18 protein-coding genes and 1 riboswitch are annotated in these 17715 nt (G+C 31.2%); of the genes, 16 read left to right on the forward strand and 2 right to left on the reverse strand.

All coding sequences use genetic code 11. From position 1 onward, the window contains the following. Positions 1–104 precede the first annotated feature (104 nt). Positions 105–338, forward strand: coding sequence for a DUF1858 domain-containing protein (locus O3801_RS04095; RefSeq protein ID WP_371454148.1), 234 nt, complete (start codon positions 105–107; stop codon positions 336–338). Then, entirely contained in the window at positions 338–1675 is a 1338-nt protein-coding gene (locus O3801_RS04100) for a DUF438 domain-containing protein (protein WP_371454149.1), read from the forward strand. Before O3801_RS04095 ends, O3801_RS04100 begins: the two co-directional genes overlap by 1 nt. A 55-nt stretch (positions 1676–1730) precedes the next feature. On the opposite strand, the gene O3801_RS04105 is transcribed toward O3801_RS04100, so the two are convergent. Beyond that, positions 1731–3053 carry a hypothetical protein gene (locus tag O3801_RS04105; RefSeq protein WP_371454150.1) on the reverse strand — a complete coding sequence of 441 codons (1323 nt, stop codon included), beginning with the start codon at positions 3051–3053 and terminating at the stop codon, positions 1731–1733. A 281-nt stretch (positions 3054–3334) separates the two neighbouring features. Then, on the reverse strand, positions 3335–4078 hold the full coding sequence (locus tag O3801_RS04110; protein ID WP_371454151.1) for an ABC transporter ATP-binding protein: 744 nt from the start codon (positions 4076–4078) through the stop codon (positions 3335–3337). Between the two features lie 495 nt (positions 4079–4573). On the opposite strand from O3801_RS04110, the gene rpsL reads away from it, so the two are divergent. From rpsL to O3801_RS04180, 14 genes are all read left to right on the forward strand, one after another. After that, positions 4574–4993, forward strand: a complete 420-nt coding sequence (rpsL, locus tag O3801_RS04115; RefSeq protein WP_003146927.1) for a 30S ribosomal protein S12 — start codon at positions 4574–4576, stop codon at positions 4991–4993. A 47-nt stretch (positions 4994–5040) separates the two neighbouring features. Further along, positions 5041–5511, forward strand: a complete 471-nt coding sequence (gene rpsG, locus O3801_RS04120) for a 30S ribosomal protein S7 (RefSeq protein WP_003144697.1) — start codon at positions 5041–5043, stop codon at positions 5509–5511. Between the two features lie 101 nt (positions 5512–5612). Beyond that, positions 5613–7688 (forward strand): elongation factor G, encoded by a 2076-nt coding sequence (fusA, locus tag O3801_RS04125; protein WP_294683603.1) that lies wholly within the window; start codon positions 5613–5615, stop codon positions 7686–7688. A 123-nt stretch (positions 7689–7811) separates the two neighbouring features. Beyond that, entirely contained in the window at positions 7812–8999 is a 1188-nt protein-coding gene (tuf, locus tag O3801_RS04130) for an elongation factor Tu (RefSeq protein WP_371454152.1), read from the forward strand. A gap of 589 nt (positions 9000–9588) precedes the next feature. After that, positions 9589–10665 carry an ABC transporter permease gene (locus O3801_RS04135; RefSeq protein WP_371454153.1) on the forward strand — a complete coding sequence of 359 codons (1077 nt, stop codon included), beginning with the start codon at positions 9589–9591 and terminating at the stop codon, positions 10663–10665. Between the two features lie 7 nt (positions 10666–10672). Further along, the gene (locus tag O3801_RS04140; protein WP_371454154.1) at positions 10673–11347 is read left to right on the forward strand and encodes an ABC transporter ATP-binding protein; all 675 of its coding nucleotides are present in this window, start codon (positions 10673–10675) and stop codon (positions 11345–11347) included. A 104-nt stretch (positions 11348–11451) separates the two neighbouring features. After that, complete coding sequence (locus O3801_RS04145) at positions 11452–11838, forward strand: hypothetical protein (RefSeq protein WP_371454155.1); 387 nt, start codon at positions 11452–11454, stop codon at positions 11836–11838. Between the two features lie 184 nt (positions 11839–12022). Further along, positions 12023–12763 carry a TraX family protein gene (locus tag O3801_RS04150; RefSeq protein ID WP_371454156.1) on the forward strand — a complete coding sequence of 247 codons (741 nt, stop codon included), beginning with the start codon at positions 12023–12025 and terminating at the stop codon, positions 12761–12763. 110 nt (positions 12764–12873) lie between these two features. Further along, positions 12874–13764 carry a hypothetical protein gene (locus O3801_RS04155; protein WP_371454157.1) on the forward strand — a complete coding sequence of 297 codons (891 nt, stop codon included), beginning with the start codon at positions 12874–12876 and terminating at the stop codon, positions 13762–13764. A gap of 178 nt (positions 13765–13942) precedes the next feature. Then, complete coding sequence (locus tag O3801_RS04160) at positions 13943–14347, forward strand: YbgA family protein (protein WP_371454158.1); 405 nt, start codon at positions 13943–13945, stop codon at positions 14345–14347. Continuing rightward, positions 14331–14693, forward strand: a complete 363-nt coding sequence (locus O3801_RS04165) for a TIGR02328 family protein (RefSeq protein ID WP_371454159.1) — start codon at positions 14331–14333, stop codon at positions 14691–14693. The genes O3801_RS04160 and O3801_RS04165 overlap by 17 nt, the downstream gene beginning before the upstream one ends. A gap of 37 nt (positions 14694–14730) precedes the next feature. Further along, positions 14731–15777 carry an LLM class flavin-dependent oxidoreductase gene (locus O3801_RS04170; protein ID WP_371454160.1) on the forward strand — a complete coding sequence of 349 codons (1047 nt, stop codon included), beginning with the start codon at positions 14731–14733 and terminating at the stop codon, positions 15775–15777. A gap of 138 nt (positions 15778–15915) precedes the next feature. After that, positions 15916–16293: a DUF302 domain-containing protein gene (locus tag O3801_RS04175; RefSeq protein ID WP_371454161.1), complete on the forward strand. Its 378-nt coding sequence runs from the start codon at positions 15916–15918 to the stop codon at positions 16291–16293. Positions 16294–16472: 179 nt separating this feature from the next. Beyond that, positions 16473–17405 (forward strand): dihydroorotate oxidase, encoded by a 933-nt coding sequence (locus O3801_RS04180; protein ID WP_371454162.1) that lies wholly within the window; start codon positions 16473–16475, stop codon positions 17403–17405. Between the two features lie 100 nt (positions 17406–17505). Beyond that, positions 17506–17607: riboswitch (purine riboswitch) on the forward strand. Positions 17608–17715: the final 108 nt, after the last annotated feature.

Here is a 17715-nt window from a genome sequence, read left to right on the forward strand (position 1 = left end):
GTCTAAGTTGCACCTTTTTACTTTTTCATTTTTAATTTGATAGCGATTATCAATGGCTTATGATATAATTATAGTATTAATATGAAGCAGTGGGGGAATGAGAAATGGATAATATTATTGATGTAAGTATACCAGTCGCGCAAGTCGTTGATAAACATCCAGAAGTGTTAGATATTCTAGTAGATTTAGGATTTAAGCCACTGGCTAATCCAATTATGAGAAATACTGTAGGAAGAAAGACTTCACTTAGAATGGGTTCGAAGTTGGCAGGAATTAAACTTGAAACAATTATTGCTACATTAGAAGCTAATGGTTATGAAGTAGTAGGAATGGACTAATGGCTACAAAGAGAATTGAAGTTTTACGAGACATATTGTTACGACTTCATAATGGAGAATCTGCAGAGTCAGTACAAGCTGAATTTAATGAACATTTTTCTGGAGTATCTGCTATTGAGATCTCTTTAATGGAGCATGAACTTATGAATTCAGATTCTGGCGTAACTTTTGAAGATGTAATGAAGTTATGTAATGTACATGCTAATCTATTTAAAGGTGCGATAAAAAATGTTGAAGTTGAAGATAGTGAGCATCCAGGACATCCAGTTCAAGTGTTTAAGCAAGAGAATTTGGCCTTAAGAGCTGCGATTATTAGAGTTCGCCGAATTCTAGACAACTATGCAAAGCTCGATGATGGTGACACAAAAGAAGCTGTTTTAAAAGGATTGCTGCGCCAGTTACAACTATTAGGTCAATTTGATATTCATTACAAACGTAAAGAAGAACTGATGTTTCCTATAATGGAAAAATATGGTCATGATGCACCACCTAAGGTTATGTGGGGTGTTGATGACGAAATAAGAGATTTATTCAAACTCGCTAAAGAAGAAGCGAAAAAACTACCTAATGCAGAAATAGCTGGTGTAAAAGAAAAATTTGAAGCTTTTGTTAAAGAATTTGAGGAAATGATCTTTAAAGAAGAGTCAATTCTTCTGATGATATTATTAGAAACATTTACTCAAGACGATTGGTTGAGTATTGCTAAAGATAGTGATACATACGGTTATGCAATAATTCGACCTCAAGAGGAGTGGATACCTCATAGAGAAAATTTTGAGAATACAACAACTATAGGTGATAGTGAAGTAATAGAAGTTACACAAAGTGAGATGACGAAAGTTATTCAAACTCCTGAAGGAGAGTTTACTATTACCTATAAACCAAAAGAAGTTAAAGACGAGACTTTCAATAGGGATACACCTCAGAAAATCGGAAATGGTTATCTGTCATTAAATCAAATTGATTTGATATTGAATCATCTGCCAATGGAAATTACCTTTGTTAATAAAGATGAGGTTTTTCAATATTATAATAATCATTGTTTAGAGGAAGAGATGATATTTAAACGCACGCCAGGTCAAGTAGGGAGAAATGTAGAACTATGTCATCCACCTAGGTACCTAGAAAAAGTTAAAACTATAATGAAGAACTTGCGAGATAGAAAAAAAGATAAGTATGAAATGTGGTTTAAATCAGAATCAAGAGGAAAGTTTGTTCATGTTACTTATGCTGGGGTTTATGACGAAAACGGTAAATTTCAAGGAGTATTAGAATATGTTCAAGATATAGCTCCTTATAGAGAAATAGACAATGATTATTATAGGGGAATAGAATAAGATAAAAGCGGAAGTGATTCAAAATCGATTTTTGAGTCACTCCCGCTATATTTTTTTATGAATATATTTTGTCAAATACATTTTTTCTCAATTTTATTGTTGCAAGAACTAACAGTATAATTAATACTAGAGAATATATTACTCCCACTATATTTGCTGATGATGGCAACATAGTAACTAAGAAGAATGTCACGACATTAAGTAGTACCAAAAGGAAAATAGCTCCGAAAGCTAAAATAGTTAATAGTACCTGATTTATCGAACTGCGATTAGCTAAATCTGTGATAGTGTTCCAATTTAGATATAATTTTTTATAGTCGCTTGTATAACTATAGAAAGAAAAGACAAGACTTGAAATAATATAAGATATTATTGTTACAATTGCTAATAAGATTGGTGTTTTAGTTATAATTAACATCATAATCAGAGCAAATAATCCAAAACCAAGTTGCAAACAAGTGGCGATTGCTAATTTGATTTTTAGGTATTTTTTAAAATCTAATGGAAGAGATTTTAAAAAATAGTAATCTTGCTTTTCTAGTGATATTGCTATACTTGTAAAATTCATAGGATTAGAATTAATGTACAATGCTAATGTAAATCCTATAGTCATAGCTACTGGATAGAATATAGGTGGAAGTGTAATACCTCCGTGCTTTCTAATTTCTATAATCGGAATTATAAATATACCAAGTGTAATTATAAGATTAGTAAATACAGTTGTCGAAATTGTACTGTTTAAAAATAGTTTTACATTTCTCTTAATTAGTTTAGAAAATAGTGTAGTTGATGTACTATTAGTATTTTCTTTAATTTTTATAGTTTTTGAACTAGATGTGTATGTATTATCTGATATTCTATATAAGTCTTTCATATATTTTTTTACTACGAATATATAAGTAGTAAAGAAAGAGATAACTGCTAGGATTATAGTTATTATTAAATAAGTATAAGTCTTAGAAATATCTAACACGAGTATATTTAAAAATAAATCTCCTTTATATTCAGAACCAATATTTTTAAAAGTATGAGCAAAATCAAATATGTATCCTGTGAAGAATATCAACGCAATCAATATTGTAGCTGCATTAACTTTCCCTTTATTCTTCTTGAAATTTGGTATGTAAGTAATAAATGAAAGTATCGTCATTATAGAACATATTAAAGTAATCATAAATGCAAAACTATATACTAATACGAAGAAAAATTTTTGAATTGAAAACTCTGTATTTAATCCAATAACCAAGTTTATTACTATTAATGGAATAAAATTACTTATAACTAGTGAAAGTAGAGTGAACAATTTACTAAAGAATATCTCAGCCCCTGTAACTGGTAAATGAATAATTGCCAATGTATCATCACTTTCATAAAACATATTGGTAAAATTATTTAAAATTTGGATAAACACCATTAATAAAATAAAGAAAAGTATACTCCTATAACCCGATCCAGAAAAGTTAAAACCACGAGAAAACATTGAAAATACAAATAAAATATTTAAGAAATTGAAAAGATTCATCATTAATATATTTCTAAAAAGCTTATGTCTTATATCACTTTTTCCACTGAATTTTTTTCTATATTTATTTCTTTGTGGAGGAAAACTATAAAGAAGATTCGTTAAGAATAATTCCTTCATTACATTGAATCTCATGTTTAATCACCACCTAAAATATTTGAATTTGAATTTTTTACTATATTAAGATAAATTTCTTCTAAATTATCTCCCTCAAATTGTTCTTTAAGCTCGTTAAGTGTACCAATAAAAACCAGTTTTCCCTTGCTGAGGATGCCTATTCTATCGCATAGATGTTCAGCAACCTCCAAGACATGAGTAGAGAATAGAACACTGTTTCCTTTTGTGGCATGTTCTTTCATCAAGTTTTTCAAGTCAAATGCAGCTTGAGGATCTAATCCAGTCATTGGTTCATCCATAATCCAGAACTTAGGTTCTGATAATAATGCCCCGATAACAAATACTTTTTGTCTCATACCATGAGAAAAAGAACTAATTTCTTGATGTTCAACTCCTGCCATATTAAATAATCTACAGTATCTATTAAGAGTGTCATCTCTTGTTTTATTATCAATTTCATATATGCTAGCGACTAAAGACCAATATTCAAAGGCTGATAAAGTAAGAAACATATCAGGTGAATCAGGTACATAGCCAATTTGTTTTTTACACGCTAATCTATTATTTTTTAAAAGTAGGTCATTAAAGTAAATCTCTCCTGAAGTAGGTTCTAATATACTAACTAGAGATTTGATTGTAGTAGACTTACCAGCTCCGTTATGACCGATAAGACCAAATATCTCCCCATCATTGATTGTAAAACTTAAATTATCAACAGCGCACTTTGTATCAAATTTCACTGTAAGATTTTTAATTTCTATCATAACTATCCCTCCAATATTATCTATAGTTATATTATACTTGTAATCGTTTTAAACAACAAGGGGGATTATTAAATTATTTCTATAATAATAGTTGATGAGAATATAATAAATTAATAATAGTTGATGAGAATATAATAAATTGAAAATTTAAAAGTAGTAACAAGGAATACTTGAAAAAGTGACGCAAAATAATATATGAGAAACACCTGGAAGTGTGAATTAAAACTCTATGTATGATACACCTGGAAGTGTTTATTTATATTAGTAAAATGATACACCTGGTTAAGTGTGAAAATAAAATATGATAATAGCAAGTTAAAAAAGATATAAAAAATTTTAAAAAAGTGTTGACAAGAAAAAATAAAAGTGGTATTATTTAGTACGTGAGTGTTACGGCACTCTGTGTAAAGCCACTATGGCTTATAAAAAATTTAAAAACGTGATACACCTGGCTAGGTGATTCACAAATAAACAGGGAAGGAGGAAATCAGGAAAATGCCAACTATTAACCAATTAGTTCGTAAACCTCGTAAATCAAAAGTATCAAAATCAGATTCACCAGCACTTAACAAAGGTTACAACTCTCAAAGAAAGAAAGAAACTAACATTTCTTCACCACAAAAACGTGGAGTTTGTACTCGTGTTGGGACTATGACACCTAAAAAACCTAACTCAGCTTTACGTAAATATGCACGTGTTCGTTTATCAAACCAAATCGAAGTAACAGCATATATCCCAGGTATCGGACACAACCTACAAGAACACAGTGTTGTACTTATTCGTGGAGGACGTGTAAAAGACTTACCAGGGGTACGTTACCACATCATCCGTGGAGCTTTAGATACTGCAGGAGTTAACGACCGTAAACAAGGACGTTCACTATACGGTGCTAAAAAACCAAAAGAGAAAAAATAGTATAAGATAAAAATTTGATAAAGAATTCGTGAAAGGAGGCAGACACTATGCCACGTAAAGGTCCAGTTGCAAAACGTGACGTTTTGCCAGATCCAATTTATAACTCAAAATTAGTTACAAAATTGATTAACAAATTAATGCTAGATGGGAAACGCGGTACAGCACAAAGAATTTTATATTCAGCGTTTGATTTAATTAAAGAAAAATCAGGACGTGATGCTATGGAAGTTTTCGAAGAAGCATTAAACAACATTATGCCAGTTCTTGAAGTTCGTGCTCGTCGTGTTGGTGGTTCTAACTACCAAGTACCAGTAGAAGTACGTGCTGAAAGAAGAACTACATTAGGTCTACGTTGGTTAGTTAACTATTCTCGTTTAAGAGGAGAAAAAACTATGGAACAACGTTTAGCTAATGAAATTTTAGACGCAGCAAATAACACTGGTTCAGCTGTTAAGAAACGTGAAGATACTCACAAAATGGCTGAAGCTAACAAAGCATTTGCTCACTATCGTTGGTAATTATAGGGTGAATATCAAGCTATTTTATAGCTTGAATTTTTCACTATAAAAGACAAATTACTCAAAACATTTAAAAATTTATGAAAGGAGAAAATTGACTCATGACTAGAGCATTTTCTTTAAAAGATACTCGTAACATCGGTATCATGGCTCACATCGACGCAGGTAAAACTACTGCAACAGAGCGTATTTTGTTCTACACTGGGAAAATCCACAAAATCGGAGATACTCACGATGGTAACTCACAAATGGACTGGATGGAACAAGAACAAGAACGTGGTATCACTATCACATCTGCTGCAACAACTGCTGAGTGGAAAAACCACCGTATCAACATCATCGATACACCGGGACACGTAGACTTCACAGTTGAGGTTGAGCGTTCACTTCGTGTACTTGATGGATCAGTAGCAGTATTAGATGCGCAATCAGGTGTTGAACCACAAACAGAAACAGTTTGGCGTCAAGCTACAACTTATGGAGTTCCTCGTATCGTATTCGTAAACAAAATGGATAAAACAGGAGCTGACTTCCTATATTCTGTAGGAACAATCCACGACAGATTACAAGCTAACGCACACCCAATTCAACTTCCAATCGGAGCTGAAGATTTATTCGAAGGTGTAATTGACCTTGTTGAAATGAAAGCTATTTACAACGAAGGTAGCGTAGGGGAAAATCTTGTTGTTAAAGAAATCCCAGCTGACTATCAAGATCAAGCTGAAGAATACCGTGAAAAATTAATCGAAGCTGTTGCAGAATTCGATGAAGACTTCATGGAAAAATACTTAGGTGGAGAAGAAATTTCAATTGACGAGCTTAAAGCTGCAATTCGTAAAGCTACTCTATCAGTAGAATTCTTCCCAGTAGTATGTGGATCAGCATTCAAATATAAAGGGGTACAACCAATGCTAGATGCAGTAGTAGAATACCTACCATCTCCATTAGATGTACCTGCTATTAAAGGTGTTAACCCAGATACTGATGAAGAAGTAGAAAGACACTCTTCTGATGAAGAGCCATTCTCAGCATTAGCTTTCAAAGTTATGACTGACCCATTCGTAGGGAAACTTACTTTCTTCCGTGTGTACTCAGGTATCTTATCATCTGGTTCATACGTTAAAAACTCAACTAAAGGTAAACGTGAACGTGTAGGACGTATCCTACAAATGCACGCTAACACTCGTAACGAAATCGCTGAAGTTTACGCTGGTGATATCGCTGCAGCTGTTGGTCTTAAAGATACTACTACAGGGGACACACTTTGTGACGAGAAAAACGAAGTTATTCTTGAATCAATGGAATTCCCAGAACCAGTTATCCAACTTTCAGTTGAACCAAAATCTAAAGCTGACCAAGATAAAATGTCTACAGCTTTACAAAAATTACAAGAAGAAGACCCAACATTCCGTGCTGGAACTGACGAAGAAACTGGACAAGTTATCATCGCAGGTATGGGTGAGCTTCACTTAGACATCATCGTTGACCGTATGCGTCGTGAATTCAAAGTTGAATGTACAGTAGGTGCTCCAATGGTATCTTACCGTGAAACATTCAAACAAGCTGCACAAGTACAAGGTAAATTCACTCGTCAATCTGGTGGACGTGGACAATACGGGGACGTATGGATTGAGTTCACTCCAAATGAGCCAGGTGCAGGATTTGAATTCGAGAATGCTATCGTTGGTGGGGTAGTTCCACGTGAATACATCCCAGCAGTAGAAGCAGGATTAAAAGACTCTATGGCAAATGGGGTATTAGCTGGATACGAATTAATCGACGTTAAAGCTAAATTATTCGATGGATCATACCACGATGTCGATTCATCTGAAATGGCGTTCAAAGTTGCTGCATCATTAGCTCTTAAAGAAGCTGCTAAAAAATGTAACCCAGTAATCTTAGAACCAATCATGAAAGTTGAAGTTGTAATGCCTGAAGAATACTTAGGAGATATCATGGGAGACATCACTTCACGTCGTGGACGTGTTGAAGGTATGGAAGCTCGTGGTAACGCACAAGTAGTAAGTGCTTCAGTACCATTATCTGAAATGTTCGGATATGCAACTTCTCTACGTTCTTCAACTCAAGGACGTGGTACTTACTCAATGGTATTCGACCACTACGAAGAAGTACCTAAATCAATTTCTGAAGAAATTATCAAAAAAAATAAAGGATAATAAAAATTATTCTTTATAGTTGCAATTTTCGTTGTAACATTATAAAATATAGTTATCATAGAATGCTATGTGACTAATTTTAAAAAATTAAAATTTTATTAACTTGAAGGAGACATTTTTAAAATGGCAAAAGAAAAATTTGACCGTAGTAAAACACATGCTAACATTGGAACAATTGGTCACGTTGACCACGGTAAAACTACTTTAACAGCAGCTATCGCTACTGTATTAGCAAAAACTTATGGTGGAGAAGCTAAAGACTACGCTTCAATCGATAACGCACCAGAAGAAAGAGAACGTGGTATCACAATTAACACTTCTCACATCGAGTATGAAACTCCAAACCGTCACTACGCACACGTAGACTGCCCAGGACACGCTGACTATGTTAAAAACATGATCACTGGTGCTGCTCAAATGGACGGAGCTATCTTAGTAATCGCTGCTACAGATGGACCAATGGCTCAAACTCGTGAGCACATCCTATTATCTCGTAACGTTGGAGTACCAAAAATTGTTGTATTCTTAAACAAATGTGATATGGTTGATGACGAAGAGTTATTAGAATTAGTTGAAATGGAAGTTCGTGAACTATTATCTGAATACGGATTCGACGGAGATGAACTACCAGTAATCAAAGGTTCTGCTCTTAAAGCTCTTGAAGGAGACGCTGATGCAGAAAAAGCTATCATCGAATTAATGGAAACTGTAGATGCTTACATCCCAACTCCAGAACGTGATAACGCTAAACCATTCATGATGCCAGTTGAGGACGTATTCTCAATCACAGGTCGTGGTACAGTTGCTACTGGACGTGTTGAACGTGGACAAGTTAAAGTTGGAGACGTAGTAGAAATCGTTGGATTAACTGAAGAACCAGCTTCAACTACTGTAACAGGTGTTGAAATGTTCCGTAAATTATTAGATTACGCTGAAGCAGGAGATAACATCGGTGCATTATTACGTGGTGTTGCTCGTGAAGACATCGAACGTGGACAAGTTTTAGCAGCTCCTAAAACAATCACTCCACACACTCAATTCGTAGCTGACGTGTATGTATTATCTAAAGAAGAAGGTGGACGTCACACTCCATTCTTCACAAACTACCGTCCTCAATTCTACTTCCGTACTACTGACGTAACTGGTGTAGTTACTTTACCAGAAGGTACTGAAATGGTAATGCCTGGGGATAACGTATCAATCAACGTAGAACTTATTTCTCCAATCGCGATCGAAGAAGGAACTCGTTTCTCAATTCGTGAAGGTGGACGTACTGTAGGTTCAGGTGTTGTAACTTCAATCGTTAAATAATAATTGAATTGAAACACAAAAAGCAAGGTGATTTTCACCTTGCTTTTTTTATATGCTTAATAAAGATATACATAATGTTCATATTTAATTAGAGATATTTGATAGTTTAAATACAATATATGTATTAATATTGTATTTTTAGTCTAAAATCATTATATTTTGTAATTTTATTAGAAAATACGTACTATTTTTAATAAATCCTTGCAGAAAATCTGTAAGAGGTGTATAATAAGTTTAAAGGTAGTATAGGGGAAATAATATAGTAAATTCAAATATTTATGTATATTATTAGATAAAATCAAAGTTACTCTAGGGATATTGAGTAATATTTTGGAATCGAAGTTAAGAAATTAACTTCGATTTTTTCTTTTAAATTTATGAAGATTTTATATTTGTCAACAGCCTGAAGACTTTTAAATAGTTCTAAAAGACTATTTTAGTTGTCATAATTGATAGTAAAAAAACTGTTTGAGGAGATAATAGATAACAAGTATAGTTTAATAACTTGACTTTACAAGTTATATTCTATATGCTTAGTATAATTCGATTTATTATTTATGAATAAAAATTTTTATTTTAAGGAGAAAAAATGTTTTTAGCTATTAATGAAATAAAGGATGCTAAGTTAAGGTATAGTCTAATAGTAGGACTTCTTACACTGGTTTCTTATTTAATGTATTTCTTATCAGGATTAGCTTTTGGATTGATAGACCAGAATAGATCTTCAATTGATCATTGGAAGGCGGATACGGTATTGCTTTCGTCTGAAGCAAATAAAACTATTGGTTTATCTAATCTAAAATTATCAGATAAAGAATCTTTATCTGCAGATAATGTTGAACCTTTTAGTCAAATGGTTACAGTTTCTAAAACTGAGAAGAGTTCAAATGAGGATGTTAAACAAAAAATCAGTATTTTTGGAGTAAATAATGGAAGCTTTTTAATTCCTCCAATAATTCAAGGTAGAACTTTTGAATCTAAAAATGAAGTTATTATTGAAAAAAGTTTGTCTGAAAAAGAAGGATATTCTATAGGTGATACTATTAAGACTGCTAACTCGGATATTGAATTAAAAATAGTAGGTTACACGGAAAAATCAAGATTTAATGTAGCGCCTGTAGTATATATGAATATTAATGATTTTCAAGTGTTAAAATATGGTAATAATAAATCAACTGATAATCCTATGATTAATGCTTTCGTAGTAAAAGGTGACTTAAAGGATTACGACAGTTCTATCTTCCAAAAAGTTAGTATAGTTGATTTTATTAATGAATTACCTGGTTATAATGCTCAAATTTTAACATTTGGACTAATGATAGGATTCTTAATAGTGATTTCTGCTATTATTATTGGTATTTTTATGTATGTACTTACTATTCAGAAAACTCCAATCTTTGGTATAATGAAAGCCCAAGGAATCTCGAATAGAATTATTGGAACTTCTGTTTTATCGCAAACATTCTTACTTTCATTAGTTGGAAGTATACTAGGTTTGGTTGGAACGTGGATAACATCACTTGTATTACCATCAGCAGTACCATTTTTAGGGAATGGACTTTATTACAGTATAATCTTCGTTAGTTTGATTATTTTTTCTTTAGTTGGAACATTATTCTCTGTTTTAGCTATTAAAAAAATTGATCCATTAAAAGCAATTGGGTAGGTGTCATATGAGTGTATTAGAATTTAAAAATGTTACTAAATCATATCAAGATGGAAATAAAGAGATAGAAGCTCTGAAAGAAACAAATTTTAAAATAGAAGAAGGTCAATTTATTGCGATTATTGGTCCATCAGGTTCAGGGAAATCAACTTTCTTAACGTTAGCTGGTGGTTTACAAACTCCCTCTAAAGGTCAAATAATTATTAATGGAAAAGACTATACTAATTTATCTGAGAAAGAAAGGTCAAAGTTACGATTTAACGATATTGGATTTGTTCTGCAGGCATCTAATTTGGTTCCATTTTTAACTGCAAAACAACAGTTAGAACTAGTTGATAGAATCAATAAGAAAAGAAAACAAACACTTCAAGATCAAAAATCTTTATTTAAAGAATTAGGAATAGATCATTTAGAAAATAAATTACCAAAAGATTTATCAGGTGGAGAAAGGCAACGATTGGCTATTGCTAGAGCTCTTTATAATAATCCGGCAATCATCTTAGCTGATGAACCTACAGCAAGTCTTGACTCAGATAGAGCGTTTGAAGTTGTAGATTTACTTTCAAAAGAGTGTAAAGAAAAAAATAAATCAATTATTATGGTAACACATGATAATAGAATGATTGAAAAATGTGATCATGTTTATCGAATGAAAGATGGTATTTTGACAAAAGAAAGATAAAATAAAAAGTGTCTAAGTGAAATAACTTAGGCATTTTTTATTGCTTATAAGTTTAAGTTAGAATATAATTAAACTAATACATAAATATATAGGAGATAAATAATATGCTTTTACTAGGTGTAGAAAAAGAAAATGGATGGTTATTTGCAGAATATAGATTGACTTATAAAGTAGGTTGGGAGCATATTTGTAGAGGTGTTGAGTTAGCTTATGATTACTATGATAATGTTGAAGTCTTAGTTGATGATAAAATAGCAAATATAAATTTAAAAGAACAAGTTATGGAATTAAAAGAAGCTAGAAAAATGACAATACGTGGTTTTTCTAAAATAATAGGTGTACCATTAATGATAACATTTTTTAATCAACTACAAGTAGCTAGATGTTCAGTAGCCTGTGCTACAGAGGAATTTCAAGCAGCTGATTATGAAAAATTTAATAAGTCATTAGCTCAATATATGGATAGTCTAGAAATAGCTATGTTTAGATAAGAAGGACTTTTATTCTTGAAAGTCTTTTTTATTTTTGAATTATATATATTGTATAGATAAATAATTGTATAAAGTATAGTAATATGATAATATATCTTAGTGTAGAGTATTCTCATTATCTCAAATTTATGAGCAATATATTAACTAATATTTTAAAAGTCAAAATAGTATAGAAAGGAAGAAAATGAAGAATTTAAAGTTTGATGGAACTCAGTTAAAATACATAGCTATAATTGCTATGACAATTGATCATTTAGCATGGCTATTATATCCAGGTTTAGTTAAAGAACCAATACCAGTATTTATGCACATAGTAGGACGTTTAACAGCACCAATTATGTGGTATTTTATCGCAGAAGGATGTTATTACACAAAAGATATTAAAAAATATTTCTTTAGAATTATGGGTTTTGCTGTTGTCAGTCACTTTGCTTTTTGCTTCGGTTTAGGTATACCATTTGATATAACTACAGGAAGTATTTTTAATAAAACAAGTGTCTTATTCCCATTGGCGATGTCGGTTGCATTGATCGCAATCTTTAGAAACGAGAAGATAAATAATACATTAAAGATTTTAGCAATTATTGTGTTCTGTCTATTAACGTTTGTAGCGGATTGGTCTTCAATAGCTCTAATGATGCCATTCTTTTTATATAATCATAGAGATAATAAAAAACAACAAATACTCGATTATGTTATATGGATTAGTGTTTATGCTGCTATTTATATTATCTTTATAGATGTATTCTATGGAGTATTACAGTTTGCAACTTTATTCTCTTTACCATTATTAATGAGATACGATGGTACTAGAGGAAAACATATTGGTTCTAAGTGGTTCTTTTACTACTATTATCCAATACATTTAGCTATTATAGGTATTTTTAGAATTATATTATATGGAAATATTTCATTGGTACTTTAAAATTAAAAATAATTTTTAGAAAGAAGTGTATATCTAAATAAGCACTTCTTTTTTCTATTATGTTATAATTAGAGTGACTATAATATTACAGTTATTTAGGAGGAGAGTTTATGAAAAAAAATATTTTATTGATTTCAATGGCAACGTTGTTATCTATTGGTACAGTTGGTTGTGGTGTTAAACAATCAGCTGAAAATAAGCAGAGTGAGCAAAAACAAAAAACTTTTGAAGGACCAGGTAAAGATTTTGATTGGAATGCTAAAGTTTCACCTGTTGGTGCTAAACGTACTTATATTGAGCAAAATACTGGAAAAAGTATTGACCACGAGTTAACTCGATTAAAGAGAGCTCAGAGTAAATTAGAAGAAAAACGTAAAACTATAACTGATAAAAAAGTCCAAGAAGCACTTAAAGTTGTTGATGCTTTCTATGTAAACCAAGAAAATATCGATGTTATTGTTAAAGCAGCAGGATTCAATAATCAAAGAGAAATGTATAAAAAGGTTTGGAATGATTTAAAACAGTCCATGATTCCATCGGAAGAAAATGTTAATTTTAAATATCAAAATATTAATTATGATATGAATGAATATGGTCCTATGATTCTAAAAGTTAATGGTAATGCTTATGGTAAAGCTGGAGCTTATGATTTTATTGATTATAAAGTTGAGGGTAATAATGTTTACTTATCTTTAATTGTCCCAACTATCGATACATATCAATATACGGTTAAAGCTACTTATAAACCAAACTACAAAACATTTTTTGAGCCGTTAGCTCAGATGAATGCAACAAGTAAAAATACTGCAGAAAAAGGATTTTCTAAATTTATTTTTTACTTGGCATCAGTTGATTTCAAAGGTGATGGATACGTGGATTTACAAGGTATGGATTATTTGGCAAAAGAAAAACAATACCTTGCAATTCAAGTAGACGACTCGGGAAAAGTATCGATTGACAATGACAATCTATTAAATTTATTGCGTATAAAAAGGATGTAGCAAATCAAAAGAACATGGTTAAATTTAATACAACAAAAATCTAATAATAAAGTTCCTTATTAAGGTAAAATTTAATAAGTAACTTTATTATATACGTTACGATATCAATTCGTAGTAAAAAAGTTAAGGATATAATATAATTAGGATATTAAAAATAAACTGTTTTCGAAAGGATAAAATGAATAATAAAGAAGAAAAAGTTCAATGTCAAAAGTTATGGGCAAATAATAAATACTTAGTTCTAAGTCACTCAAGTAAAATATACTTAGAAATTAGAACCTATTTAAAGCAAGAAGAAGTATCCCTAAGTAAAGTGAGTGAACTTATAAATCAAGCAATAAGTTTACCAGAAGATAAAGGTCAAGTAACGAATGCGCTTCATCACGTTTGGGGATATTTTAAAAAATTTGCAACAAAAGAAGAAAAAGATCATTTTTTTGAAATGATTGAAGAATATCATACTAATAAATATAAAAAAGAAGATTTGATAAAAGAAGTAAAATATCTGCTAAATAAATATCCAAATAAATATTTAGAAGAATCTACTTTTATTAATGGAGGACAAGATGAGACTTTGGCATGAAGAACTAATATCAAAACTACCAAGGCAACAACTTTTAGGTCAACATAGAGAATGCTGTGCATTAAGAGGAAATGGTTGGGGTAAGAAACATGCAACGGTAGATTATGTATTTGAACACAGACCATTTTTACTTTTCAAGTATCATGAATTAATCATGCAGGAAATGAAGGACAGAGGATATAATGTTAGTGAGGAATGGCTAGATAAAAATTATAGAGGAAAAATTTGTGCTCCTCATAACGATTTAAAAGAGTGTAAAATTAATAAGCCTATTTATAAAGAACACGATGAGGCGTACTATGATGAGTGTATTGAGAATTTAGCTCAAAAGGATATTTTTATTTAATGATACATATTGTGAGAAAATAAGTTAGGAGAAGACTATGAAAATTTCAATTTTAAATTTGGCTCCGTTAAGACAGGGACAGAATTTTAAAGATGCTATTGATGCTATGATTAGATTGGCTAAAAAGGCTGATGAACTAGGATATGAAAGATATTGGATTGCAGAACACCATAATACAAAAAGTGTGGCTAGTAGTGCAACGCAGTTATTAATCCAGCGTACACTAGATAACACAAATGATATTAGAGTAGGTTCAGGTGGAGTAATGTTACCTAATCACAGTCCATATATAGTTGCAGAGCAATATGGAACTTTGGAGACTCTTTATCCTGGTAGAGTTGATTTAGGTTTAGGGCGTGCACCGGGTACTGATTATAATACTGCACGAGCTATTAGAAGAAGTACTAATAGAGAGATGGATTTTAAGAAAGAAGTCGTGGAGCTATCTGGGTATTTTAAAGATACAAGGCCTGTTCATGCATATCCAGCTGCTGGGCTTGATGTTCCACTATACATACTAGGTTCAAGTACTGATAGTGCATATGTAGCTGCTGAGCTAGGATTACCTTATGCATTTGCATCGCATTTTGCTCCAGCTATGATGGAAAATGCTGTAGCAATTTATAGACATTACTTTAAACCATCGGAAGTTTTAAGTGAGCCTTATGTGATTTTAGGTGCTAATGCTGTTGTTGCAGATACCGATGAAGAAGCAAAAAGACTATCAACAACTCAGATTCAATCATTTTTAAATATCATTACAAGTAATCCTCAAGGTATGGTTCCTCCAGTACAATCGGAAGAAGCGGTTTGGAAAAATTATATCGCTACAACTAAAGTGCCACATTTTGGACCGATTGCATTTGAACATGATGAGATAGTTGATCATGAGAGATCTGTGGTTAATCAGATGACAAAAATCTCATTTATTGGTAATAAGGAAACTGTGAAAAATCAGATTTTAGATTTAAAACGTAGAGTAGAGTTCGATGAATTAATGATAAATTCATATATTTATGATGAAAAAGCACAGCATCATTCTTATGAACTATTAAAAGAGGTTATAGATGATATTAATGGATAGTCTACTGGTGAATTTAGAAATATAACTTCTTTAATGATAAAACTTATAATTTCCTGAAAACTAAATTGATGACAAAAGTAGATAATTAGTGTATTATGATATCAAATAAACTTATTAATAGTTAAAAAGAGGTAAATTATGGAAAAATATCTAATTAATGACGAGTTTAAAAATGTAAAATCAAAAGTGGACGAATATTTAGAAAAAAATAGCATTCATCAATTTTTAAATATAAACCAAGGTGAATATGCTAGAAATGTTGATTTAGAATTAGAGGATATTCAATATGTAGTATTTGGTAACCCAAAAGTAGGGACATTACTAATGCAAGATGATTTATATCTAAGTTTTAACCTACCACTTAAATTATTACTTATTAAGAGAGAAGATAAGACAGAAGTATTATATGAAAAACCTACTTCTTGGCTAAAAGAAGAGCATTCTGATAGAATAAAAGATATATTACCTAAGATGGATAATTTATATTTAGATATCATTAAGTACCTAGAAGAATAGTAAGAATTATTTATTTTAGATAAGGAAATTACTAACTTTAAAGAAGGAGAATTGTAGAAAAAATGGATTTTCTATACTTCTTCTTTTTTATTTTAATACAAACTAAAACTAATTTTATCAATGGTTATTGAGAGTATTTTGTGATAAACTGTTACTAGTATACATAGGAGGTATGAAGAATGTTAAAAACCAATTTTTTAGATGTAGAATTGTCAAACCCATTAATGAATGCATCAGGGGTACACTGTATGTCGACTAAGGAACTAGATGAATTAGCAGCTAGTGAAGCGGGTGCTTTTGTAACAAAAACTGCAACTCGTGATTATAGAGAAGGTAATCCTGAGCCTAGATATTATGATACTGCTTTAGGAAGTATAAATTCTATGGGGTTGCCGAATAATGGTTTAGATTATTATTTAGATTATGTTATTGAACGTCAAAGAGCAGGTGCAAAGTTACAGTTTTTATCGGTAACTGGTATGAGTTATGATGAAAATATTGCTCTATTAAAGAAAATTCAAGAAAGTGAATATGAAGGTGTAACTGAATTTAATCTATCATGTCCCAATGTGCCAGGGAAGCCACAGATTGCCTATGATTTTGAACTTACAGACAAATTATTAGCTGAGGTATTCACATTCTTTACAAAACCTATTGGGGTAAAACTACCTCCGTATTTCGATATTGCTCATTTTGATGAAATGGCTAAAATTCTTAATAAATATCCTCTTACATATGTCAATAGTGTAAATAGTGTAGGGAATGGTTTATATATTGATTTAGATAAAGAACAAGTAGTTATCAAGCCAAAAGGTGGATTTGGTGGACTAGGTGGAGAATATATTAAACCAACAGCCTTAGCTAATGTTCGTGCATTTAGGGAACGCTTGAATCCTAGTATAAAAATAATAGGAACTGGTGGAGTTATAAATGGTAAGGATGTATTTGAACATATTCTATGTGGTGCTGATTTAGTGCAAGTAGGAACTACTCTTCACAAAGAAGGAGTTTTAGTTTTCACTAGACTAACTAAAGAAATTCAAGAAGTAATGAAAGAAAAAGGATACTCAAGTTTAGATGACTTTAGAGGGAAATTGAAAGTAATAGAATAATCCAAAGCTATTATCACTTTAAGTTCTTAATTAAAGAATGAAAATATAATATAAATTATAGATAACACTTGAAAATCATTTTGAAAATTGTTATTATATATTGTACAGACAAAATATAGCACATATAAAGGCAAGAATATGGCTTGCAAGTTTCTACCATCAGACCGTAAATTTGATGACTATGGGCATTCTTATTATAATGTTATTACTTTGAATTAATTTTTAAAGTAACTATTTGTAGTAGAATTTTAAATCGCCTATAAGTAATTATAGGTGATTTTTTGTATTTATATAGTTATATTTGTCAAAA

It is taken from the genome of Gemella sp. 27098_8_149 (assembly GCF_041433745.1).
Taxonomy (GTDB): domain Bacteria; phylum Bacillota; class Bacilli; order Staphylococcales; family Gemellaceae; genus Gemella.